Raw genomic sequence first — 22,489 nt, 5'->3', positions numbered from 1 at the left:
CAGCGCCGACTGTCTGCCCGGCCGGGCCGGCTTACCCCGCTGCGCGGACCTGGCCCGTGCGGCGCTCGCCCTGGCCGGCGAGTACACCTCCGGCTTGGGCAGCCGCAGCAACTTGCTGAACCTACCGTCTTGCCCGGCGTGCAGCGCGGAGACGGCCTCGGGTTCGTGCCTGGCCGCATTGGCGATGATGCCGAACATGAACAGGGTGATCGCCAGCGACGAGCCACCCGCGGAGACCAGCGGCAGCTGCAGGCCGGTGACCGGCAGCAACCCGACCACGTAACCGATGTTGATCAGCGCCTGGCCGGTGATCCAGGTGGTCGCGGTGGCGGTGAGCAGCCGCAGGAACGGATCGACCGAGCGGCTGGCGATGCGCAGACCGGTGTAGACGAACAGCGCGAACAGTCCGAGCACCAGCGCACAGCCGAGGAAGCCGAGCTCCTCGCCGATGATGGCGAAGATGAAGTCGTTGTGCGAGTTGGGCAGGTAGCTCCACTTGGCCCGGCTCTGCCCGAGGCCGCGGCCCCAGATGCCGCCGTCGGCGAGCGAATAAAGCGCCTGCCGCGCTTGGTAATTGATGCCCTGCGGGTCGTCACCGGGGTTGAAGAACGCGCGCATCCGATCCGATCGGTAGCCCGCCGACAACGCGAGCACGACGGCCGCGATCATCCCGGACACCGAGATCGTCACGAACAACCGCAGCGGCAGGCCGCCGAACCAGAGCAGCGCGGCGAGCACGATGCCGAGCGCGATCGTCGTGGACAGGTTCGGTTCCACCACGACCAGCAGACACACCAGCAGGCCCGCAGGGACCAGCGGCATCAGAATGTCTTTCAGCCCGGCGTGTTCCGAGCGACGCGACGCGAGCAGGTGCGCGCCCCACACCACCAGGGTGACCTTCACGATCTCCGACGGCTGCACGTTGAACAAGCCGAGATCGATCCACCGCCGCGCGCCCTGGACCTTGGAGCCGATGCCGGGAATCAACACCAGCACCAGACCGATCACCGACAGCACGAACAGCGGAAACGACCACTGCCGCAACCGGCGCAACGGGATACGCAGAGCGAGATAGAACAGGACGGCACCGATCGCGGCGAACAGTGCCTGCTGGATGAACAGCGAATACGCCGATCCCCCATCGGCATACGCCTCGACGCTCGACGCGGAGAGCACCATCACCAAGCCGAGCACGGTGAGCAGCGTGGCGATGGTGACGACCAGGTGAAACGACGCGAGCGGCCGCGCCAGCCAGGCGACGAACCTGGCCCCAGCTCCGGCTTGTTCCTTACGCCGCGTCGTTTCCGTCATAGCTGCCGCCCGACGTCACCGTCTTCCAGTGCGTGCACCGCCGCCGCGAAACTGCGGCCCCGGTGCGTGTAGTCGGCGAACATGTCCAACGAGGCCGCCGCTGGCGCGAGCAGCACGGTGTCGCCGCGGGTGGCGAATCCGGCCGCGGCCTGTACGGCGCGCGCCATCACGGCGTCGGCCTTATCTCTCGACGCGTCACCCATCCCTGCATCGTCTCCCGCGATCAGCTCGATGACCGGGACCTCGGGTGCGTGTCGCGCCAACGCGACCGCGAACACCGGCGCGTCGGCCCCGATCAGCACCACGGCGACCAGCCGGTCGGCGACCTCCTCGACCAGGTCCTCGATCTGCGCGCCCTTGAGCTGGCCACCGGCCACCCAGACCACCTGCGGGTGCGCCAGGATCGCGGTGCGCGCGGCGTGCGGGTTGGTGGCCTTGGAGTCGTCGATGAAGTCGACGCCGCCGACCTCGCGCACGAACGCGGACCGGTGCGGGCCGACCTTGTGCTCGATCAGCCCCTCCCTGATGAACTGCGGCGCCACGTCGATGGCCCTGGTCAGCGCGGACGCGGCGAGCGCGTCGGCGACACCGGCCGGGCCGGGCGGGCTGATGTCGCCGACCTCGGCGAGGATCGCGGCCTTGGTGAACGCGCGGTCGAGCAGTTTGCCGTCGACCACGCCGAGCTCACCGTCGGCGGGCACGCCGATCCGGAAGCCGACGGTGCGCCGGGCTTTCGAGCGACGGGCCAGCGAGGCCGCCACCGGATCGTCGAGCCCGACCACGCCGACCCGGCGACCAGCGCGCGCGCCTTCGCGGCGGCGTAGGCGTCGAGCCCGCCGTGCCAATCCAGGTGATCCTCGGCCACATTGAGCACCACGCCCGCCTCCGGACGCACCGACGGCGCCCAGTGCAGCTGGAACGAGGACAGCTCGACGGCGAGCACCTGCGGTCCGGGGTTGCGCCGCAACGCATCCAGGATGGGCAGGCCGATATTGCCGCACGCGACACTCGGGATGCCCGCGGCGCGCAGGATGGCGTGCGTCATCTGCGTGGTGGTGGTCTTGCCGTTGGTTCCGGTCACCACCAGCCACTTGCGGACCGGGCCGTAGATCCTGGCTTGATCGACCCACCAGGCGAATTCGACGTCGCCCCACACCGGGGTGCCCTCGGCGACGGCCGCGGCGAGCACCGGCGAGTCCGGCCGCCAGCCCGGGCTGGTGATCACCAGCGCGAACCGGCTCCAGTCCGTGGTTTCCAGTTCCACGCAGGTGGCGATGTCCAGGCCGAGGCCGGCCGCCTCGGCGAGCGCCGCGGCGCCGCCGTCGGTGACCACGGGGCGCGCGCCGATATCGCGCAACGGCTCGACCAGCGAGCGCCCCGATATGCCCCAGCCCGCGACGAGAACGTCACGGCCACGCAGGAATTCGAGCATGGGCCCCGGTGTTCGCAGGGCCCGAGGAGAATGTTCGACCATCGCTAGTTCACCCGACCGCAGAGAGATATTCGCTGTAGAACAAGCCGAGGCCGATGGCCGAAGCCATCGCGGCCAATAGCCAGAACCTGATGATCACCGTAGTCTCGGCCCACTTGCTGAGTTCGAAGTGATGATGGAACGGCGCCATCTTGAACAGCCGGTTGCGCGTGGTGCGGTACACCGCCACCTGCAGCACCACCGACAGAGTCTCGGCCACGAACAGCGCGCCGATGACGATCATCAGCAGCTCGGTCCGTGTGGTGATGGACAGTCCGGCCAGCATGCCGCCCAGCGCCAGCGAGCCGGTGTCGCCCATGAAGATCTTGGCGGGCGCGGCATTCCACCACAGGAAGCCGACGCACGCGGCGGCGCCCGCGGCACAGACCAACGCCAGGTCGAGCGGGTCGCGCACGTTGTAGCAGCCGACCTCGGCCTTGATCTCGCAGGCGTGGTAGTACTGCCAGAACGTGATGACCACGTAGCCGCCGAGCACCAGGCTCATCGATCCGGCGGCGAGGCCGTCCAGTCCGTCGGTCAGGTTCACCGCGTTGGACCAGGCGACGACGACGAGGCAGACGAAGACCAGGAACACGACGACACCCATCGTCACCGTGCTGATGTCGCGGACATAGGACAGCTGCCTGCTGGCCGGTGTCAGCCCGCTCGCGCCGCGGAACTGCAGTGCGAGCACACCGAAGACGACGGCGGCGGTCAGCTGGCCGAGGTACTTGCCCGCGGCGGTGAGGCCGAGGTTGCGCTGCTTGCGGATCTTGATGAAGTCGTCCACGAAGCCGACACCGCCCAGCGCGGTGGCCAGGCCGAGCACCAGCAGGCCGGACGCCGACGGGCCGTCCGCGCGATAGCCGATGCCGATCAGATGCGAGCCGAGGTAGCCGGCCCACATGCCGATGATGATGGCCACGCCGCCCATCGTCGGGGTGCCGCGCTTGGCCTGGTGGCTGGCCGGGCCGTCGACCCGGATCTCCTGACCGAAGCCCTGCTTGGCGAACATCTTGATCAGCAGCGGGGTCAGCAGAATCGATACGGCGAGCGCTATCGCAGCCGCGAATAGAATCTGTCTCACGACCAAGCCTCGCTAGCGCTCGGCCAAGCGGTCGCTGTATTGATGACTCGCTCGCTCAATCCCTTGCCTCCGTGCTTCCCGTACGTCCGCTGGATGGCTCCGCATTGATCAAGTGTTCGGCGACCTCCCAGAGGCCCACCGACTTCGACGCCTTGACCAGCACCACATCACCCGCCTCGACTTCGTCGTCGAGCAACGCGATGGCCGCGCCGATGTCGGGCACGAGGATCGCCTCCTCGCCCCATGAGCCTTCCATCACCGCTCCCTGATGCATCGCCCGGGACGGCCTTCCGGTGCCGACCACGATCAGCCGGTGCACGTCCAGCCGCACCGCGAGCCGGCCGATCAGATCGTGTTCGATGACGGATTCTTCGCCCAGCTCGCCCATCTCGCCGAGCACGGCCCAGCTGCGGCGCGGCGTTTCGCCCGCGCGCGCCATGGTGACCAGGGCTTTCAGGGCGGCACGGACGGAATCGGGGTTGGCGTTGTAGGAGTCGTTGACGACGGTCACGCCGCCCGGCGTGGTCCGCACATCCATCCGGCGGGCCGACGCGGCGTGCGCGCCGGACAGCGACCGGGCGATGGTCTCGAGGTCGGCACCGCATTCCAGCGCGACCGCCGCCGCGGACAGCGCGTTGCCGACCTGATGTTCGCCGTGCACGGCCAACTGGATCGGGATGCTGCCCGCCGGGGTGTGCAGGGTGAAACCGGCGCGTGCTTCGTGGTCCAGGCGGATGTCGGTGGCCCGCACGGCGGCGCTGTCGGACTGACCCACCATCACCACGCGGGCGGTCGTCCGCGACGTCATCGCGGCGACCTGTGGGTCGTCGGCGTTGAGCACGGCCAGCCCGGTCGGCGGAAGCGCCTGCACCAGTTCGCCTTTGGTCTTGGCGATGGCCTCGCGGCTGCCGAACTCACCGAGGTGCGCGGTGCCGACGTTGAGCACGACACCGATGCTCGGCGGCGCCACCTCGGCGAGCGCGGCAATATGACCCGGCCCGCGCGCGGACATCTCCAGCACCAGGAAACGGGTATCGGCGTTGGCGCGCAACGCGGTCCACGGATGGCCGAGCTCGTTGTTGAACGAACCCGGCGGCGCGACCACGGTGCCCAGCGGCGCGAGCACGGCGGCGAGCAGGTCCTTGGTGGAGGTCTTGCCCGAGGATCCGGTCACCCCGACGACGGTGAGAGTGCCTGCCGCGGTGAGGCGTTGCACGCTGGCGCGGGCCAGGTCGCCGAGCGCGGCGAGCACCGCGGCCCCGGACCCGTCCGAATCGGCCGCCAGCGCAACCGAACTCGACGGCACCGAGCCGGGATTGGGCGTGACGACGATGGCGGGCACGCCCACCGGGCGGGCCGCGAGCACCGCGACCGCACCGGCCGCGACCGCCGCGGCGGCGTAGTCGTGGCCGTCGGACCGCTCCCCCGGCAGGGCCAGGAACAGATCGCCGGAACCGATTCGGCGCGAATCGAACTCCACCGAACCGGTGACCCGAGCCGCCGGGTCGGGGACGTCGTGCAGCGTGCCGCCGACGACGTCCGCGATCTCCCGCAGTGTCATCTCGATCATGAAACCGTCAAGTCCTCCGCGTCCGCGCTGTGCGGACTTCGCTTGTCCAGTGCCGCCGCGAGCACGTCGCGGTCGTCGAAGGGGTGCTTCACGCCCCGGATCTCCTGTCCGGCCTCGTGCCCCTTACCCGCAACCAGTACCACGTCGCCGGGCTGAGCCCAATTCACCGCCGCCGCAATGGCTTCGGCGCGATCGCCGATCTCGCGCACGACACCGCGCGCGTCCTCGGCCACCGCCAGCGCGCCGGACCGCAGCGCGGCCCTGATCTGCGCCGGATCCTCGCTGCGTGGATTGTCGTCGGTGATGATCAGCAGATCGGCGCCGCGGGCCGCCACCTCGCCCATCAGCGGACGTTTACCCGCGTCACGGTCACCACCGGCACCGACCACCACGGCGAGGCGTCCCGGCGACTCCGGCGCGTCGGCCGCGAGATGGCCACGCAGCGTGGCGATCACCGATTCCAGCGCGGCGGGTTTGTGCGCGTAGTCGACGATCGCGAGGAAGTCCTGACCGCGCTCCACCCGCTGCATCCGGCCCGGCACATCGACGGTGGCCAGGGCGGGCGCGGCGACCGCGGCGTCGACCCCGGCGGCGGCGCACACGGCGACCGCGAGCAGACCGTTGGCGACGTTGTAGCGCCCCGGGAGACGTAGTCGCACAGCGATATTGCCGGCGGGCCCGGCCGCGCTGAATTCCTGTTCGCCACCGTGCGCCGTGATCGCGCCGTCCAGCCGCCAATCCCCGGTTCCGGTGGTGGACACCGTGATCGGGCCGTCGAGCCCCGCGGCGAGGCGCACGCCCCACTCGTCGTCGACACAGATCACCGCGGTCCGCGCGGCCACCGGCGAGGTCGGCTCGAACAGCCTGCGCTTGGCGGCGAAGTAGTCCTCGAAGTCGGCGTGGAAGTCCAGGTGGTCCTGCGACAGGTTGGTGAACGCGCCGACCGCGAAGCGGACGCCGTCCACCCGGCCCAGCGCCAGCGCGTGGCTGGACACCTCCATCACCACCGCGTCCACGCCTTGCTCGACCATCAGCGCGAACATCGCGTGCAGCTGCGGCGCCTCGGGGGTGGTCAGCGCGCTCGGTACTCGTCGGCCGCCGATCCTGGTCTCGATGGTGCCGATCAGCGCGGTCGACAGGCCTGCGGCCGCCAGCCCGGCCTCCACCAGATAAGAGGTGGTCGTCTTGCCGGAGGTGCCGGTGATGCCGACGATGCGCAGCTGTTCAGAAGGGTTGCCGTAGATCGCCGCCGACAGCTCGCCGAGCACCGCGCGCGGATCCTCGCGCACCAGCACCGGCACCGTCAGTTCCCCCGCGAGCTCCGCACCCGCCGCATCGGTGAATACCGCGACCGCGCCACGCTCGACCGCGTCGGCGGCGAACCGGGCACCGTGCGCCTGCGCGCCGGGCAGGGCGGTGAAGAGGTCACCGGGCCGCACCGCCTGTGACCGCTGCTCGACTCCGGTGACCTGGACCTCGTCGAACGCGGGTCCGGTCGCCGCGGCGCCGGTCAGCGCCTGCACGGCGGTCAGCGCGGTCGACGGTGGACGAGCGGGCCGGAGCGCGTGCTGGCTGGACTGCGCAGGCACATTGCTCCTCTCTGATACGGGCGGGGACTGGGACGACGAGTCAGGTTACCGACGGCCGATCACGGGTCAGCAACGCGCCCATATGTTGCCGTGCCGCCGACGGACAATGCCGTCGCCTGCGCGGCGCGCGCCGCACCAGCGGCCGGGCAGACGGGTGCCGCGAACGCGGCACACCGTCTACTCGGCTGGTCGGGCACCGCACCGATTCAGTCGGCCTGCAGTACGAATCGCTTGGACGGCTCCGGCGACGGCGGGATGCGGTCGCGCTGCATCGCCCAGGAGGCGATGTTGTGGAACAGCGGTGCGGCGGACTGGCCGCCGCTGCCGTCGGAGCTGCGCACCGGATTGTCGAGCATGAGGCCGATCACGTAGCGCGGGTTGTCGGCCGGGGCGATGCCCGCGAAGGTGATGTAGAACGACGAGGTCGAGTAGCAGCCGCAGCTGGGGTCGACCTTCTGCGCGGTGCCGGTCTTGCCCGCGATCTGGTAGCCCTCGATCGCGGCGGGCCCGCCGGTGCCGTTCTCGTTGGCGTCCATCGGATCACGCTGGACCACCGACTGGAACATGGTGCGCAGCGTCGCGGCCGTCTGGGGGCTCACCACGCGCACGCCGTCGGGCTGCGTCTCGTCGGTGCGGGTGCCGTCCGGTGCGACCTTGGCTTTGATGATGCGCGGCGGAATGCGGACACCGTCGTTGGCGATGGCCTGGTACATGGCCGTCATCTGCAGCGTCGTCATCGAAAGGCCCTGCCCGATGGGCAGATTGGCGAAGGTGCCACCCGACCACTGATCCCGGGCGGGGACCACGCCCGCGCTCTCGCCGGGCAGGCCGACCCCGGTGCGCTGGCCGAGCCCGAACCGATGCAGCATGTCGGCGAAGCGGTCCTCGCCGACCCGCTGGGCGAGCATCAGTGTGCCCACGTTGGAGGATTTACCGAAGATGCCGGTGGTGGTGTACGGCGCGACGTCGTGCTGCCACGCGTCGTTGACGGTCACCCCCGCCATCCGGATGTTGCCCGGAACCTGGTGCACCTCATCCGGATTGGTCAATCCGTACTCGATGGCCGCGGCCGCCGTGACGATCTTGTTCACCGATCCCGGCTCGAACACCTCGGTCACCGAGGGATTGTCCATGTCGGCGGAGGCCCAATTCTGCGGCGACAGTTTGGGATTGAAGGTGTTGTCGTTGGCCATCGACAGCACCTGCCCGGTCTTGGCGTCGAGCACGACCGCCGACGCCGAGTTCGCGCCGGACAGGTCGCGGGCCTGCTGCACCTGCTGTTGCACGTAATACTGCAGATCCGAGTCCAGGGTCAGCTCGACACCGTTGCCGTTCACGGCGTCCTGCTTGTCGCGCCAGCTACCGGGAATGACGGTGCCGTCGGAGCCGCGGTCGTAGGTGCGCGAACCGTCGGTGCCCGCGAGCACCGAGTCGAGCGAGGACTCCAGACCGATCTGCCCGTGACTGTCCCAGCCGGTAGCGCCGATGACGTTGGCCGCCAGCGAACCGCCCGGGTACTCCCTCGGATACTGCGCATCCGCGCCGACCTCGGGGAACTGCGTGCGGATATCCGCGGCGATCCGCGGGTCGACGCCGCGCGCCAGGTACACGAACGTCTCGTCGCTGCGCAGCTTCGCGAGCAGTTCCGCTTCCGTGGGCCCCGCCTTGCCGAGCTTGTCGTGCACGGTCTTCGCGATGGCCTTGAGCCGCTCGTCCGGATCGGGCGCCTTGGGGTTCTTGGCTTTCGCGTCGGCCAGCTGCTTACGGACCGGAACCGGCTGGAAATGCAGCTGTTTCGCGGCGATGGTGTAGGCGAGCGACTTGCCGTTGCGGTCGGTGATCGGGCCGCGGATGGCGTAGTCGGGCTCGTGCGTGGTGCGCTGGTCCGCGGCCTGCGCGGAGAGGCTCGGCGCGTTGATGGTTTGGATCCACAGCAGTTGCAGCGCGACGACACCCAGGGCGATCAGCATGATGATCCGGCCCGCACCCAGCCGCCTGCGCAGCGGCTGGTTCTTCTTGGGTGCGGCGGCGCGTGGTCTGGCGGCCTTGCTCGGACCAGGCTCGCGGCGCCTGCGCGGCGCGGGCCTGGTCTGGGTCACCGCTGCCCTCCGTCTGGAAGTACCTGTGGCTGAGTGGATTCCGCCTGCCCCAGCGCGGCATCCGCAGCGGACGGCGCAGCTTCGGCCTGTTGCGGGGCGGCCTCGGCGGGCGCCTGCGGGACCGGACTGACCGGAACCGGACTCGCCGGAGCCGCGTTCACCTGTGCGTTGTTCGCCGCAGCACTACCGGGAGCGGGCGGCAGCGCCGGCGGCGGTGGCGTGGTGGTCACCGGAACCACACGCTCACCGCGGGCCTGCACATTGCCCGCCTGCGGGCCGATCGGGGCGGTGGGCGAGACGTTCAGCGGCGGCACCGGCGGACCCTGGGCGGGCGTCGGCTTGCCGATCACCGTCACGGTGCCGTCCGGTCCGAGCACCAGCCGGGCCGGGTCCTTGGCCGGGATCATGCCGAGTTCCCTTGCGCGGGCGGCGAGTTCGGGGGCGGAATCGGCCGCCTCGACCTCACGCTGCAGCGCGGCCCGCTCGTCGGCCAGTCGCTTGTTGGTCGCCTTGATGTCACCGAGCTGGTAACTGTCCTCCGCGGCGCGGGTGGTCAGCAGCAGGGTGAGCGCGAGACCACAACCGAGCAACGCGATGATCGCCGCGACGAACGGAATGCGCGCGGCCATCACCGAGCCCTGGCGCTTCGGCAGCGCCGGTGTGTCCGAACGGGTTTCGGCGCGGGTCCGGCGGCGGGCGTAAGCCCGTTGCGCGGCACCCGATTTCACCCGCTCGGAGTCATGGACCCGGCGGGCGATCCGCCCGGGTGCGTCGACGGTCCGCGTCCGAATACTCATACTGTCCCCTCGTGAGTCTGTGCGGGACTACCGGCCTCCCTTGTCCAGGCCCCACACCCGGCCGGCCGGACAAGCACATGTCTCATCCGACCTCCTGAATTCGCTCCGCGGCGCGCATCCTGACGGGTGCGGCACGCGGATTTTCCGCTATCTCCTCCTCGGTCGCCTTCTCCGCGCCACGGGTCAACATCCGGAATTCCGGTCCCATGCCGGGCAATTCGACCGGTAGGTCGACGGGGGTCCTGGAGGCCGCGCGCGGCGCGAACTCCTGCTTGACCACCTTGTCCTCGAGTGACTGATACGACATGACGACGATGCGGCCGCCGATCCGCAAGGCGTCCAGGGCCGCAGGCAACGCGGCGCGCAACGAATCGAGCTCGCGGTTGACCTCCACCCGCAGCGCCTGGAAGGTGCGCTTGGCCGGATGCCCACCGGTCCGGCGGGTCGCCGCCGGGATCGCCGCGTAGAGCACCTCGACCAGTTCGGCGCTGGTGGTGAACGGCTGCTGCTGGCGGCGGCGCAGCACCTCCGCGGCGATGCGGCCCGCGAAGCGTTCCTCGCCATAGGTTTTCAGCACGCGGGCCAGGTCGCCGTGGCTGTAGGTGTTGAGCACGTCGGCGGCGGTGGGCCCGGTGGTGGGGTCCATCCGCATGTCCAGCGGCGCGTCGACGGAGTAGGCGAAGCCGCGGTCGGCCTCGTCGAGCTGCATCGAGGACACACCGAGGTCCATCAAGATGCCGGAGACCGATCCGGTGGCGCGCAGCCCCGCTTGGTCGAGCGCCTCGGCGATCCCGTCGTATCGGGTGTGCACCAGCGTGATTCGGTCCGCGTACGGCGCGAGCCGCTCGGCGGCCAGTTTCAGCGCGGCGGTATCCCGGTCGAGACCGACCAGACGGAGACCGGGGTAGGTGCGCAGGAAGTGTTCGGCGTGTCCGCCGAGACCGAGGGTCGCGTCGAGATAGACCGCACCGGGTTCGGTGAGCGCGGGCCCGAGCAGCGCGTCGGCCCGACCGAGCAGAACAGGAACATGGCGGGGGCCGTCCTGCTCACGGTTCACCTCGACCTCCCGGGATCTGCCTCGCTTCGTCGCGCACCGCGCACGGGTCGCCTTGTCTGAAGAAACCGTTGCCGGAGACGAATGCCCCGTGGTCTCTGACCGAACCTCGGCACCTGGCGTCGGGGAAGTACGTCAGGGTCCGCGTCCGGGCAGAGGCCGCGCGGCACTCGTTCGCTCGGGGGGCTAGAAGATTCCGCCCAGCGACTCGTCTCTCGCTTGCGAGAAATCCTCCTCGTGCTCGGCGAGGTAGGTGTCCCACGCCTGCTTGTCCCATATTTCGAGGAAATCGACCGAGCCGGTTACCACGCAATCCCGTTGCAGGTTTGCGTAGCGCCGATGTTCGGCCGACAACACGATCCGACCCTGTGCGTCGGGACGTTGTTCATCCGTTCCGGCCGCTAGTGCCCGGACGAATGCGCGCGCCTGCGGATTACTTCGAGATGCCGCCGCGGCCCGGCGAGCGAGCGCGGTGAACTCTTCCTTGGGGTACACGGCAAGGCTGTGGTCTTGACCCTTCGTGACCATCAACCCTCCCGCCAGATCGTCTCGAAATTTCGCAGGCAACGTGAGTCGCCCCTTGTCGTCCAGCCGAGGTGTGTAGGTACCGAGAAACAACTCGATACCTCCCTAGTCGATCACCTCGATGGTCGGCCTTTCCTGTAGTGCGCGCTCCACATTACCCCACTTTCCCCCACTTTCAATCGAAACTGCCGGTGATCTGGCTCCCGACCCAGACGATTTCGCAGGTCATCCCAGCTATCACTGTGGTGGAGAACTTTTTGCGTGTTCTGCCGACACGCACAGTCCGCATGGACAAAGGCCCGGAAACACCCAGCAAACGCCCAGGCGCCCCTGACTCAGCCGAGCGAGGGGGCGAAGTGGGGGAACTTGTGGGGAGATGTGGAGCAAGCGCGGCAAACCCGTGCGGCGCGCCTCGGCCGCGCGGACGAAAGGCACACGCGAGACGGCGACGCCGCACCGGATCGGTGCGGCGTCGCCGTGGTCTGGAGTTGTCAGGCTACGAACGAGCTATTCCTGCTCGAACCGTCGCCGGAATCGGTCCTCCATGCGCTCGGAGAAACCGCCGGACTTGCGTTGACGTCCACGCTGTCCGGTCGTTCCACCGCCTGGACTACCGGGCGCGGCGTCTCCGCCGGCCCGATCACCCTTCGCAATGCCCTTGGAACTGCCGACCAGCAGCAGCACGCCTGCGGCGAACATGACGATGAATCCGACCAAACTGATGATCGGGAAGCCGCCGGGCTTCACTGGAGCAGCGATGCCGGCGACGAGTAGAAACAGACCAAGGACGAACAAGGCCGCGGCCTGGAGTCTGCGACGACTCGAGGTCGAGCGAAGGCGCCCGCCGCGGACGGACGACGCGAACTTCGGATCCTCAGCATAGAGCGCGCTCTCGATCTGTTCGAGCATGCGCTGCTCGTGCTCGGAGAGTGGCACGGTACCTCCCCCGGCACTAGGCGTGGCTGTCGCCTCCGGGTAGGCGACTGATAGCCGACCTTGGCGGCTATCTGTCACCAATGATACGAGTTCGATCAGGGCCGTACCACCTAGTCGCCCATAACTATGTGGGCGTGCCGCCTGTCACTATCCGGTCATGCCGTTTGTCCACCCCGGCGCGGGGCGCAATCGAGCCGATGCGGTAAGGAGATCTTCGACGTCGTGCAGGAATGCTCCTACCCGCGAATAGAACTCGTCGGCCTCGTCGTCGTCGATGTCGCGATCGAGCCCCGCCTCCAGCGCGGCCCTGGTCTCCGACCGCGCGCTGAAGTAATCGGCCCACATCACGAACTCGGGCGCGGCGGATTGCATCAGCACCCACGCGTTGCGCGATCGAGCCCGCGGCGCGTTGTCGGCGCCGGTGAGCGCGATCACCGCACCCGCCCCGCGTAATGCCGCGAGATAGGCCGTGCGGAACCGCTCACGCGGGTCCCGCTCCCCCGCCGCCTGCATGAGCAGGCCGTCGGCGCGTTGCAGCAGCTTGCCCGCTCGACCGGGCTGTCCCGGATGTTCGACCCGATTAGACATCTCGGAGTCCCTCCGCCCTCGCTTACCCGTGCCCAACACCGCCTTGGTGTGACCGAACAGGTATTCGAACGTTTGAATTGAGATTGAATATAGAGACGCCCACCGACAAACTTCCGCGCCCGCTGTGGACCCGACGAGAGCCATGACCGCCGTCAAGCCCAATCACACCCCCGCACCTGTCGTCGTCGACCTGTCCGTCACGGCACTGCGCTCCCGGCTGCACGATGCGCTGGCGGTGTATGTCGCGGCGATGGACTATCCGCGCGGCACCGAACACCATCGCGCGCCGATGTGGACCGAGCACACCACCCGCCCCGGCTGGCAGGCCGTGGCCGCGGTGGTCCCCGATGATTCCGGGCATGTCGACCTACGGTCCGCACCGATCGTGGCGATCGCCTACGGCTACCACGGCGCCCCGCACCAGTGGTGGCACCAGCAGGTGCACAGCGGGATGCGGCGGTCCGGCTGGCCGGAACATTCGACGCGCGAACTGCTTTCGGACTATTTCGAGCTGACCGAGCTGCACGTGCACCCGGCGGCGCAGGGGCTCGGCATCGGTTCGACACTGCTGCAACGGCTGCTGCGGGATCGACCCGAGCAGGCGGTGCTGCTGTCCACCCCGGAGGTGGACCAGGAGGACAACCGGGCCTGGCGGCTGTACCGGCGGCAGGAATTCACCGACGTGGTACGGAATTTCGTGTTCGCGGGCGACAATCGGCCGTTCGCCATTCTGGGACGGCGGCTGCCGCTGTGACGCTCTGGTGCCCTCGGAATCCGGGGGACCCGCGAGGTACCGCAGTGAGGGTCACGTGACGGTCGCGGTGGTCGGTTCGGGCCACAACGCGCTGGTCGCCGCGTGCTATCTGGCGCGCGCCGGGCACGCGGTGGAGGTGCTCGAACGCGACGAGGTACTCGGCGGTGCGGTGTCGACCGTCGAACGGTTCCCGGGCCATCTGGTCGATCGCGGCTCGTCCGCGCACATCATGGTGCGGCACACTGGGATCATCGAGGAGCTGGATCTCGCCCGCTTCGGTCTGCGGTACATCGATTGCGACCCTTGGGGTTTCACGCCCGCCAGCGGCGAGCACGCGCCGCTGGTGTTCCACCGCGACCTGGATGCGACCTGCGCGTCGATCGCCGCCGCCTGTGGCGAGCAGGACGCGGCGGCGTATCGGCGGTTCGTCGAAGTGTGGGGTCCGCGCAGCACCAGGGTGATGCGCGCGTTCGGCGGCGGGCCCACGCCGGGCCGGTTGCTGCGCTCGTTCTGGGGATTGGATGCCAAGGACGGCGGCAGCGCACTGTCGCGGGAGTTCCTGCAATCCGGGGACGCGCTGCTGGACAGCACCTTTCAGGACGAACGGCTCAAGGCGTCGCTGGCCTGGTTCGGCGCGCAGTCCGGCCCGCCGATGTCGGAGCCGGGCACCGCACCGATGGTCGGGTTCGCCGCGCTGATGCACACCCTGCCGCCGGGACGTGCGGTCGGCGGCAGTGGCGCGCTGTCCGCGGCGCTGGTTGCCCGGCTGCGTTCCGACGGCGGCATGGTGACCGCGGGTGACGCGGTGACCGCGCTGGGGCGCGACGGTGCGGGCTGGCGGGTCCGCACGGCCTCGGGACGAAACCTGCGCGCCGACACCGTGATCGCGGGCTCGCACGTGCTGACCACGCTGGATCTGTTGCGCGAGGGCGGATTCGACGCCGGTGTACTCGACGACTGGCGGCGGCGCATCCGGGTCGGTCCCGGGATCGGGATGGTGGTGCGGGTCGCGACCAGCTCACTGCCGCACTATCCCGGTAGCTCGGTCGACGAATCCGCCCGTGGTCTCCAGTTTCTCGTGTCCGACCGGCGGCAGCTCCGGCTGGCCCACGGGGCCGCGTCGGCCGGGGACCTGCCGCCGCGGCCGGTGGTGCTGGCGATGAGTTTCAGCGCACTGGATCCGAGTATCGCCCCGCCCGGTGAGCATCAGCTCTCGCTGTGGGCGCAGTGGCACCCGTACCGGCTGGCCGACGGCAGCGAGTGGGCCGCGCATGCCGAGCGGGAGGGCGACCGGATCATTGCCGAAGTCGACTCCTACGCACCGGGTTTCGCCGATTCCGTGCTGCGCAGGTTCGTGCAGACGCCGGTCGATCTGGAGCGGGAGATGGGGCTGCTCGGCGGCAATGTGATGCACGTGGAGATGTCGCTGGATCAGATGATGATGTGGCGGCCGCTGCCGGAGCTGTCGGGGCAGCGCGTAGCCGGGGCGCCGGGTCTCTACCTGACCGGCGCGTCGACTCACCCGGGCGGCGGCGTGTCCGGCGCCAGCGGGCGCAGCGCCGCCAACCTCGTACTGCGCGACCTGCGCCACAACCGGTTCCCCCTGCTGCGCAAACGATGACGAACCGTACCGAGCCCAGAGCGGACGCACACCTTTCGTCTTCCCGCACACCGAATCGCATGCGATTACGTCTGCGGGAACTCCGAAAGGGTGCGGCTGTGCCAGTGGTTGGCGCACCTGTGACGGTGCGCGGGCTTGCGCCTGCGGTGCTCGCGGGGGTGCTGATCCTGGTGCAGATCGCCTATCCGCTGACGTCCGGCGACGGACGGGATCGGGTGACGGTCGTGGTCGTGCTGTTGTCGGCGGGCACGGCGTTGGCGCATGCGACGGCGACGCGCGGAATTCGGTATGCGGCCGGGTTTCTGGTGATCGTCTCCGGGCTCGGGCTGGCCGCCGAGATCGTCGGTACCGCAACAGGTTTGCCGTTCGGGTGTTATGAGTACGCGGTGGATCGGCTGGGGCCCACGCTCGGTGGCGTGCCGCTGGTCGTGCCGCTGGCCTGGACCGGTGGGCTGTATCCGATCTGGGTGGTCGCCGGGCTGCTCGCGCGCGGGTCGGTGGCCAGGGTCGGCCTACTGGCGGTGGGAGCGGTCGGCTGGGATCTGTTCCTCGACCCGCAGATGGTCGCCGACGGGCAGTGGACGTGGTGTGACCAGAGCTCCGGACTGCCCGGTATCGCCGAAATTCCGTATACCAACTACCTCGGCTGGTTCGCGGTGGCTCTCCTAATGGGTGGGTTGCTGACCGTGTGGGAGCGCGCGGCCCCGGTGCCGGCGGATCCGTCAGCGGGGCTGAACGCCGTTTCCCGGTTCGCAGTGCCGGTGGCCGTATTCCTGTGGACCTGGCTCGGGTCCGTCCTCGCGCACGCGGTGTTCCTCGGGCTGCCGTTCTCAGCCGGTTACGGCGGGATCGGACTGGCCGCTCTCGGCCTGCCACTGCTGCGTCACCTCGGCTTTTTCTGCCCGCGGCCCGATCCGATGGACTAGCCGACGCACATCGCGGGGCCCGTTCCGCCCGTCGCGTGGCCATCTGGACGGATGGCCTGGCACGATGTCTCCGTGCAGCCGAGTCCCGTCACCACGATCCCCGATGCCCCGGTACTACCGTCGCCGCGGACGCCCCGCCCTGGAGTGCGTGTCGCCGCGGCCGTTCTGCTCGCGGCGTTGCTGGTCCCCGTGCTCGCGGGTTGCCTGCGGGTGCAGGTGTCGATGGGTGTGTCGTCCAACGACCGGGTGTCCGGGCGGATCGTCGCCGCGGTCGTGCCCGTCGAACCCAATGACAAGGGCCCGCAGCTGAAGGCGCCCGACTCGCTCGCCGCGAAGGTGCGGGTCGAGCCGTACACCCAGGACGGCTACGTCGGCAGCCAGGTGTTCTTCGAAGACATGTCGTTCGGCGAGGTCGGCCAGCTCGGTCAGCTGTCCGAGCAGACGCAGGGCATGTTCCAACTGCAATTCCAGCGCACCGGCGACCTGGTCAGCCTCACCGGCCGGGTCGACTTGAAATCCGTGCCGCCGCACGGCTCCGACGTCCAGTTCACCGTCGCGTTCCCGGCCCGCGTCGCCAAGACCAACGGCAACCGCGAGGGCGACAACATCGTCTCCTGGAAACTGCCCGCGGGCGACGTCTCCCCGTTGCGCGCCGAGGTCAGCTACGCCGACCCCAACACTCGCTCGTTCGCGGGCTGGGCGGGCATCGTCGGCGGCATCACCCTGGCCGTCGCCGCCGTCATCGCCGCCATGGCGTACATGGATCGCAACCCGCCCGCGCCGGGCGCCCCCACCGGCCTCTCCTGGAGTCGCTGGTGGAAAACGGTCAAGCAGGGTCGCTGAGCGAGGGCCGTCTCGCGTTGCGCGGGGGCCCGATCAGCGGATGCCTCGGGCTGACCTGGGCCGGTGCCGGGATTTCGGTGGTCGGCGCTGGGATTGCGCTGTACAACCGGATTACGGTGCGGCAGTTGGTAGCGAGCCCGATCGAGGTGATCGAGCCGGTGACCGTGTGCGTGCCCGCTCGGAACGAGGCGACGCGACTGCCGGGGTTGATCGCGGATCTGCGGGCGCAGCGCGGGGCGACTCGCATGAGTGTGGTGATTCTCGATGACGCGTCGGATGACGACACCTTCGCGGTGGCGGTCGACGCGGCGGGCGGGGATCCACGAATCACGGTGTTGCGCAACGAGACCGCGCCTGCGCCCGGTTGGACCGGTAAGGCTGCCGCGTGTGTGCGACTGGCCGATTCGGTGGTGACTCCGGTGCTGGTTTTCGTGGATGCGGACGTGCGGCTGGCACCAGACGCGATCGCGGCGGCGGTCGGCGAATTGCGCAGGCGGCGGGTCGCATTGGTTTCACCGTGGCCGAGGCAAAGGGCAGAATCGCTGGTTGAGGCATTGGTGCAACCGCTGCTGTGCTGGTCGTGGGCTGCGACACTGCCGATCGCGGTGGCCGATCGCAGCCTACGACCGTCCACTTCGGTTGCCTGCGGCCAATTTCTGGCGTTCGATACCGCCGCCTACCGTGCCATCGGCGGGCATGCCTCGGTCGCCGCCAGCGCGACCGATGATCTCGACATCGCCCGAACACTGCGCCGCGCAGGGCAACCCACTGTGCTCGTCGCCGCAGGAAGCCTGGCGAGCACCCGAATGTACGAGGGCGCAGCCGAACTCGACGCCGGCTACACCCGCTGGCTGTGGTCGGCGTACGGCGGCACCGTCGCGGGGGGCGCGACTGTGGGAACCCTTGCCGCCCTGGCCTATTGGCTGCCGCCGTTGGCCGCGCTCGGTGGCCATGGCGCTCTCCGCCGGGTCGGTCTCCTCGGCTATGCGGCCGCTGTCACCGGCAGGCTGCTGGCTCGCTCCACCGAGTCCGGCGGCCCACTCGCCCGCACCGATGTCCTTGCGGCCCTGGCGCATCCGTTCTCGGTGGCCGCGTACCTCGTGCTGTGGGCACGCTCCCATCGCGCTCGACGACGGGGCACGTTGCGCTGGAAAGGTCGCGCGGTCTAGGGGACCTCGGTGATCCCCACCGTCGGCAGGAAGAAGCAGGACTTACCGCCGTTTTCGACCGTGCCGAAGACCGCGGCGAGCACAGTGCCCTGCCCGGTATCGACGGGTACCGCGCGGACTCCGCCCATCGGCAAGGCGGCGAAGAAGAAGTCCTGGATGGCGCGTTCGGCCATCGGGCGCAGGACGGCCGGGACTTCGGCGGGGATCATCGCGCCGAACACCGAGGACAGCGGGCCCATCGATGCCATGCCACCGCGGCCACTGGTCAGGTTCAGCCAGGCGACCTGCATGCCGGTGGTGTCCGGCCCGTCCTGGCCGAGGCCGTAAGGCACGAAGGTGAACATGGTCTGGCCCGATTTGACGGCGGTCAGGTCCAGACCCGGGATGGCGATCGTGGTCCTGGGCCACGGGCCGGGCACGGCGGCGGCCACCGCCGGGGCGAGGCCGAGGGAGGTGCCGTTCAGGCAGTACGCGGACGCGGTCGGGTAGAGGAAGGGCTGCATGCCTGCGGCGCGCAGGCCATCAACCGCAGTGTTGTAGACCCCGAAAAGATCGCTGAGCGTGCTGGTGCCGGGCTGGGCCGGACGGTCAGCCGTCGCGGATGGCACCGGGGCGGCAGCGGGCGAAACTGCGGCTGCGACCGACGGAACCGGTACTGCGCCGGCCGGAACTGCGGCTGCGGCGGACGGAACCGGCGCTGCGGCGGGCGGCGTCGGTACGGCACCTGCGGTCGGTGCGGCGAGCGCCAGCGCGACCGAGCAGCTCGCGACGGCGGACAGTATGGTCGAACGGCGCGGTACAGCCACGGAGACCTCCCTCATCATCGACGCGATCGAAGGCTGACGGTACTCCCGAAAACCCCGTGAACAGGCGATATAGGTGCAGGCTAGCCATCGGCGTGTCCCTACCGGCGCACCGCCGCGGCACCCCCGGTATCCGTCCCGCGGCGAGGTTTACGCTCACGGTGATTAGTTCCCTTGTCCCAGGGTTCGCCTGCTGGGCATGATAATTCGGCCCGACCCTGACATCAGCCGGTGTCCGGATCGGCGACAACCATCCAGAGCGACCGAGAGACCTGGCTCGTCGACGTCGCAGCAACCCCCCGGTTCACCGGGTGCGGGTGCTTCCGCCGGGACCGATGGAGGAACCGAAGTGATCATTTCCGCTGCCCATGGCACCCGCTGGGGCCGTCGCCACATCGATCAGTGCAAGGTGACGTCCGCGAGCTGTCGGGGCTGACCCGCAGCCAGTCTGTGCACCCGTCGCTGGCCGGGTGATGTGACCGCGGCCCGATGTGGTGCGGTCTCGTTCGTTCTTCCGAAGGACCTCGACATGAGTGAGCGCAGCGAGCGAGCAAAAGGCACAGCTGCCAACGCAGTCATGGCGCAGCCGAGCGCCAGCGAGGCAGTGTCATGAGTGCGTCCGCCACCGCCGTACCTGGCGAAACCGACGCCGGCGACGACCCGGTCGCCCCTACGACTCACCTGCCCGATGCCGAGGATGCCGCACCCACCGTCGCCAAGACCCGGCACCCGTGGCGCTGGGTGGTCAGTGCGATCGCGCTCATCCTGCTCGCACAGTTCATCCACGGTCTGGTCACGAATCCCGGCTGGGATTGGCCGACCTTCGCGCAGTACATCACCGCGAAGTCGGTGCTCGCCGCACTGAAGGTGACCCTGGAACTCACCGCGTGGGGTACCGCTCTCGGGTTCCTGCTCGGCACCGCGCTGGCCATCGCGCGACTGTCCGGCAACCCGGTGTTGCGGGTGATCTCCTGGTGCTACATCTGGGCGTTCCGCTCGATCCCGCTCATCGTGCAACTGTTGTTCTGGTTCAACATCGCCTACCTGTACAACACGCTGTCGGTCGGCATCCCGTTCGGTCCCGCTTTCTTCACCTTCGAGGTGAACGGCGTGATCAGCGGGTTCACCGCGGCGGTGATCGGGCTCGCGCTGCATCAGGCGGCGTATTCGGCCGAGATCATCCGGGCGGGCATCATCTCCGTCGATGCCGGGCAGCTGGAAGCCGCTGCCGCGCTGGGCATTCCACGGGTGCGCCAGTTCCGCACCATCGTGGTTCCGCAGGCCATGCGGTCGATCCTGCCCAATGCGACCAACGAGGTGATCAGCCTGTTCAAGGGCACCTCGATCGTGTCGGTGATGGCGATCGCGGAACTGTTCTACCAGGTCCAGGTGATCTACGGACGCAACGGCCGGGTGGTGCCGCTGCTGCTGGTGGCCACCGCCTGGTACATCGTGCTCACCACCATTCTGTCGGTGGCGCAGTACTACATCGAACGGCACTACGCCAAAGGCACTCAACGCACGCCACCGCCGTCACCGGTCCACCGGGCCTGGCAGAAGCTGCGTGAAGTCGCCGAATCCGGCGCCACCGCACCGCGTGGAGCGACCCGATGACCGCCGCGCCCGCCGTCGAGGTCCGCGGCGTCCGCAAATCCTATGGCGCACAGGAGGTCCTGCGCGGAGTCGATCTGACAGTGCGCTCCGGCGAGGTGGTGACCGTGATCGGCCCGTCCGGCTCCGGCAAGTCCACCCTGCTGCGCGTGCTCAATCATCTGGAGGCTCTGGACGCGGGCACGGTGCGCATCGACGGCGAGCTGATCGGATATCGGCTGCGCCGCAACACCTTGCACGCGCTGCCCGACCGCGAGGTGCGCAAGCAGCGCTCCCGCATCGGGTTCGTCTTCCAGAACTTCAATCTCTTCCCGCATCTGACGGTGCTCGACAATGTCACGCTCGCACCGCTTTCCGCGCAACGCCGCGACCGCAAGGAAGTCGAGGCGGAGGCACGAATCCTGCTGGAACGAGTGGGCATCGGCGAGCTCGCCGACGCCTACCCGCGCAGGCTGTCCGGTGGGCAGCAGCAGCGGGTGGCGATCGCGCGAGCACTTGCTCTGCGCCCCAGGGTGATCCTGTTCGACGAACCGACCTCCGCGCTGGACCCCGAACTGGTCGGCGAGGTGCTCGACGTGATCCGCGATCTCGCGCACGGCGGCACCGCGCTGGTGATCGTCACCCACGAGATCGGCTTCGCCCGGGAGATCGCCGACACCGTGGTGTTTCTCGACGCGGGCGCGATCGTCGAACAGGGCACACCCGATGCGGTCCTCGATAACCCACGCCACCCGCGCACCCGCGCCTTCCTCTCCCGAGTCCGCTGATGAACAGGTTTCCGATGAAGCTCTCCGCCCTGGCCACCGCCGCCGCGACCGCGGTCGTACTGCTGGCCACCGGCTGCACCGACCCCGACGCGGAATCCGCGCCCACCGGTGCGATCACCTTCGACCTCTCCGCCGCGCAGACCGGCCGGGTCCGCGCGGCCAAGGTGGACAGCATCGCCGCCGAAGTGCCGCAAGCGATTCGGGGCCGCGGCACCCTCGTGGTGACCGGCTCGTCAGGTACCGCGCCGCCGCTGCGTTTCTACGCCGACGACGACAAGACCGTGGTCGGCTCGGAGATCGATTTCGCGTCGCTCGTCGCCGATATCCTCGGCCTGAAACTGGATGTGCGGGTGGCGGATTGGGCGCAGAACTTCGTGCGCATCGACTCCGGTGAGGTCGACGCCTTCGTCTCCAACGTGACGGTGACCGAGGAGCGCAAAGAGAAGTACGACTTCGCCACCTACCGCCACGACACCGTCGCGCTGGAGGTACCCGCGCAGAGCACCCTCGAGTTCAAGGACCGTACGAGCCTGGCGGGCAAGCGAATCGGCGTCGGCAGCGGAACCAATCAGGAACAGCTGCTGGTGAAATGGAACGAGCAGAACCGCGCGCAAGGCCTGGCGCCCATCGACATCGCCTACTTCCAGCAGACCAGCGACTACTACCTGGCGCTCGCCTCGCAGCGGCTGGACGGCTTCATCGGCCCCAACCCGACCGCGATCTACCACACGGCCACCGCGAAGCAGACCAAGATCCTCGGCACCTTCTCCGGCGCGGGCGACGCGCTGCAGGGCGAGATCGCGGTGCTCACCAAGAAGAACAGCGGGCTGGTCACCGCCGTCCAGCGGGCACTGAACCACGCCATCGAAACCGGCACCTACCAGCAGGTGATCGATCGGTGGGGCCTGCAGAGCGAGCAGGTCACCGAGTCGCGGATCAACCCGCCCGGCCTACCGAAGCAGCGGTGA

General features: G+C 69.1%; 19 protein-coding genes, 1 pseudogene and 1 riboswitch. Of the genes and pseudogenes, 8 read left to right on the top strand and 12 right to left on the bottom strand.

Features of this window, described 5'->3' with window-relative positions; all coding sequences use genetic code 11:
• The 11 genes and pseudogenes from ftsW to NN4_RS21740 form a co-directional block, all read right to left on the bottom strand.
• Positions 1-1,311 (bottom strand): putative lipid II flippase FtsW (gene ftsW / locus NN4_RS21790; protein ID WP_147134362.1); only part of this gene is annotated, 1,311 nt, incomplete at its 3' end.
• Positions 1,308-2,743, bottom strand: a pseudogene (murD, locus tag NN4_RS21785) (UDP-N-acetylmuramoyl-L-alanine--D-glutamate ligase). The gene ftsW and the pseudogene murD, both read right to left, overlap by 4 nt.
• 49 nt (positions 2,744-2,792) lie before the next feature.
• On the bottom strand, positions 2,793-3,869 hold the full coding sequence (gene mraY / locus NN4_RS21780) for a phospho-N-acetylmuramoyl-pentapeptide-transferase (RefSeq protein ID WP_107660203.1): 1,077 nt from the start codon (positions 3,867-3,869) through the stop codon (positions 2,793-2,795).
• 55 nt (positions 3,870-3,924) lie between these two features.
• Entirely contained in the window at positions 3,925-5,439 is a 1,515-nt protein-coding gene (locus tag NN4_RS21775) for a UDP-N-acetylmuramoyl-tripeptide--D-alanyl-D-alanine ligase (RefSeq protein WP_147134359.1), read from the bottom strand.
• The gene (locus NN4_RS21770; RefSeq protein ID WP_147134356.1) at positions 5,436-7,028 is read right to left on the bottom strand and encodes a UDP-N-acetylmuramoyl-L-alanyl-D-glutamate--2,6-diaminopimelate ligase; all 1,593 of its coding nucleotides are present in this window, start codon (positions 7,026-7,028) and stop codon (positions 5,436-5,438) included. The genes NN4_RS21775 and NN4_RS21770 overlap by 4 nt, the downstream gene beginning before the upstream one ends.
• Positions 7,029-7,234: 206 nt before the next feature.
• Positions 7,235-9,127 carry a peptidoglycan D,D-transpeptidase FtsI family protein gene (locus tag NN4_RS21765; RefSeq protein WP_371865684.1) on the bottom strand — a complete coding sequence of 631 codons (1,893 nt, stop codon included), beginning with the start codon at positions 9,125-9,127 and terminating at the stop codon, positions 7,235-7,237.
• Positions 9,124-9,924, bottom strand: a complete 801-nt coding sequence (gene ftsL / locus NN4_RS21760) for a cell division protein FtsL (protein ID WP_186818553.1) — start codon at positions 9,922-9,924, stop codon at positions 9,124-9,126. Before ftsL ends, NN4_RS21765 begins: the two co-directional genes overlap by 4 nt.
• Positions 9,925-10,006: 82 nt before the next feature.
• A complete protein-coding gene (rsmH, locus tag NN4_RS21755) occupies positions 10,007-10,981 on the bottom strand; it encodes a 16S rRNA (cytosine(1402)-N(4))-methyltransferase RsmH (protein ID WP_147134353.1) in 975 nt (324 codons plus the stop codon).
• Between the two features lie 183 nt (positions 10,982-11,164).
• On the bottom strand, positions 11,165-11,596 hold the full coding sequence (gene mraZ / locus NN4_RS21750) for a division/cell wall cluster transcriptional repressor MraZ (RefSeq protein ID WP_107655153.1): 432 nt from the start codon (positions 11,594-11,596) through the stop codon (positions 11,165-11,167).
• A 414-nt stretch (positions 11,597-12,010) separates the two neighbouring features.
• Entirely contained in the window at positions 12,011-12,439 is a 429-nt protein-coding gene (locus tag NN4_RS21745) for an SCO2097 family morphological protein (RefSeq protein WP_107655152.1), read from the bottom strand.
• 147 nt (positions 12,440-12,586) lie between these two features.
• The gene (locus tag NN4_RS21740; protein ID WP_167769005.1) at positions 12,587-13,027 is read right to left on the bottom strand and encodes an SAV_6107 family HEPN domain-containing protein; all 441 of its coding nucleotides are present in this window, start codon (positions 13,025-13,027) and stop codon (positions 12,587-12,589) included.
• 142 nt (positions 13,028-13,169) lie between these two features.
• Between NN4_RS21740 and NN4_RS21735 the strand changes: the two genes are divergently transcribed.
• From NN4_RS21735 to NN4_RS21715, 5 genes are all read left to right on the top strand, one after another.
• On the top strand, positions 13,170-13,781 hold the full coding sequence (locus NN4_RS21735; protein ID WP_107655151.1) for a GNAT family N-acetyltransferase: 612 nt from the start codon (positions 13,170-13,172) through the stop codon (positions 13,779-13,781).
• A gap of 55 nt (positions 13,782-13,836) precedes the next feature.
• Entirely contained in the window at positions 13,837-15,402 is a 1,566-nt protein-coding gene (locus NN4_RS21730; protein ID WP_147134350.1) for a phytoene desaturase family protein, read from the top strand.
• A 104-nt stretch (positions 15,403-15,506) separates the two neighbouring features.
• Positions 15,507-16,328, top strand: a complete 822-nt coding sequence (locus NN4_RS21725) for a carotenoid biosynthesis protein (protein ID WP_246180998.1) — start codon at positions 15,507-15,509, stop codon at positions 16,326-16,328.
• A gap of 72 nt (positions 16,329-16,400) precedes the next feature.
• Entirely contained in the window at positions 16,401-17,171 is a 771-nt protein-coding gene (locus NN4_RS21720; RefSeq protein ID WP_147134344.1) for an LppM family (lipo)protein, read from the top strand.
• Positions 17,172-17,203: 32 nt separating this feature from the next.
• Complete coding sequence (locus NN4_RS21715; protein ID WP_147134394.1) at positions 17,204-18,340, top strand: glycosyltransferase family 2 protein; 1,137 nt, start codon at positions 17,204-17,206, stop codon at positions 18,338-18,340.
• Here NN4_RS21715 and NN4_RS21710 read toward each other — a convergent pair.
• A complete protein-coding gene (locus tag NN4_RS21710) occupies positions 18,337-19,146 on the bottom strand; it encodes a hypothetical protein (RefSeq protein WP_246180997.1) in 810 nt (269 codons plus the stop codon). The two genes, NN4_RS21715 and NN4_RS21710, sit on opposite strands and share 4 nt — an antisense overlap.
• A 244-nt stretch (positions 19,147-19,390) precedes the next feature.
• A riboswitch (SAM riboswitch) is annotated at positions 19,391-19,485 on the top strand.
• 267 nt (positions 19,486-19,752) lie between these two features.
• Here NN4_RS21710 and NN4_RS21705 point away from each other — a divergent pair.
• The 3 genes from NN4_RS21705 to NN4_RS21695 are packed head-to-tail and all read left to right on the top strand — an operon-like array spanning position 19,753 to position 22,489.
• Positions 19,753-20,757 (top strand): amino acid ABC transporter permease, encoded by a 1,005-nt coding sequence (locus NN4_RS21705; RefSeq protein ID WP_147134341.1) that lies wholly within the window; start codon positions 19,753-19,755, stop codon positions 20,755-20,757.
• A complete protein-coding gene (locus NN4_RS21700) occupies positions 20,754-21,521 on the top strand; it encodes an amino acid ABC transporter ATP-binding protein (protein ID WP_107655148.1) in 768 nt (255 codons plus the stop codon). Before NN4_RS21705 ends, NN4_RS21700 begins: the two co-directional genes overlap by 4 nt.
• Positions 21,522-21,535: 14 nt before the next feature.
• On the top strand, positions 21,536-22,489 hold the full coding sequence (locus tag NN4_RS21695) for an ABC transporter substrate-binding protein (protein WP_246180996.1): 954 nt from the start codon (positions 21,536-21,538) through the stop codon (positions 22,487-22,489).

The sequence above is a fragment of the Nocardia ninae NBRC 108245 genome, assembly GCF_007990755.1.
In the GTDB taxonomy this organism is placed as follows: Bacteria; Actinomycetota; Actinomycetes; order Mycobacteriales; family Mycobacteriaceae; genus Nocardia; species Nocardia ninae.
The sequence above is the reverse complement of the archived record's forward strand: the minus strand, read 5'-3'. Positions and strand labels throughout refer to the sequence as shown.

Bases quoted from the DNA above. Each gene is read 5' to 3' on its own strand.
- NN4_RS21700 (WP_107655148.1), top strand. From the start codon at position 20,754: ATGACCGCCGCGCCCGCCGTCGAGGTCCGCGGCGTCCGCAAATCCTAT.
- NN4_RS21695 (WP_246180996.1), top strand. From the start codon at position 21,536: ATGAAGCTCTCCGCCCTGGCCACCGCCGCCGCGACCGCGGTCGTACTG.
- ftsL (WP_186818553.1), bottom strand. From the start codon at position 9,924: ATGAGTATTCGGACGCGGACCGTCGACGCACCCGGGCGGATCGCCCGC.
- NN4_RS21735 (WP_107655151.1), top strand. From the start codon at position 13,170: ATGACCGCCGTCAAGCCCAATCACACCCCCGCACCTGTCGTCGTCGAC.
- NN4_RS21705 (WP_147134341.1), top strand. From the start codon at position 19,753: ATGAGTGCGTCCGCCACCGCCGTACCTGGCGAAACCGACGCCGGCGAC.
- NN4_RS21740 (WP_167769005.1), bottom strand. From the start codon at position 13,027: ATGTCTAATCGGGTCGAACATCCGGGACAGCCCGGTCGAGCGGGCAAG.
- NN4_RS21775 (WP_147134359.1), bottom strand. From the start codon at position 5,439: ATGATCGAGATGACACTGCGGGAGATCGCGGACGTCGTCGGCGGCACG.